The 444-nt window shown below is 63.7% G+C and carries 1 protein-coding gene; it reads right to left on the bottom strand.

Annotated elements, in window-relative coordinates; translation table 11 throughout:
• Nucleotides 1–444 (bottom strand): membrane dipeptidase (locus CWM66_RS28560; protein ID WP_199200100.1); only part of this gene is annotated, 444 nt, incomplete at both ends.

The following is a 444-nucleotide window of genomic DNA, read 5'->3' as shown; positions in this document are numbered from 1 at the left end:
GGCGATCTGCTTCTCGCTATAGCCCTTGCGCAGCAGCCACGCGGTGATCTTCGGCAGTTGGCTCACGTCTTCCATGCCCTGCACGCCGCCACCGCCATCCCAATCCATGCCGATGCCGGTGTGTTCCGGACCCACGACATCGAGGATGTGGCCCAGGTGGGCGAGGAAGTCATCCAGCGTGGCTTTCTTCACCGGATAGCGTGCATCGAGCTCCTTCAATGCTTCGCCATAGGCCTGTGCTTGCGCCATGCTCATGCCGTCGTACTCGCCGAAACGTGTTTCCAGCGCTTTCTCCGCTTCCAGCCGCTCCGGCGACTTGGTGATGGCGGTGAGATATCCGCCGTAGGCGTTGACCTGGATCACCCCGCCCTTGGCCGCCAGCTGGCGCAAGCGTGCGTCGTTGAGGTTGCGCGGGTGGTCGAATACCGCGCGCGAGCCGCTGTG

Origin of the sequence: Kosakonia sp. H7A (assembly GCF_003028445.1) — a bacterium.
Taxonomy (GTDB): Bacteria; Pseudomonadota; Gammaproteobacteria; order Enterobacterales; family Enterobacteriaceae; genus Kosakonia; species Kosakonia radicincitans.
This window is presented reverse-complemented; position numbering and strand designations above follow the sequence as displayed.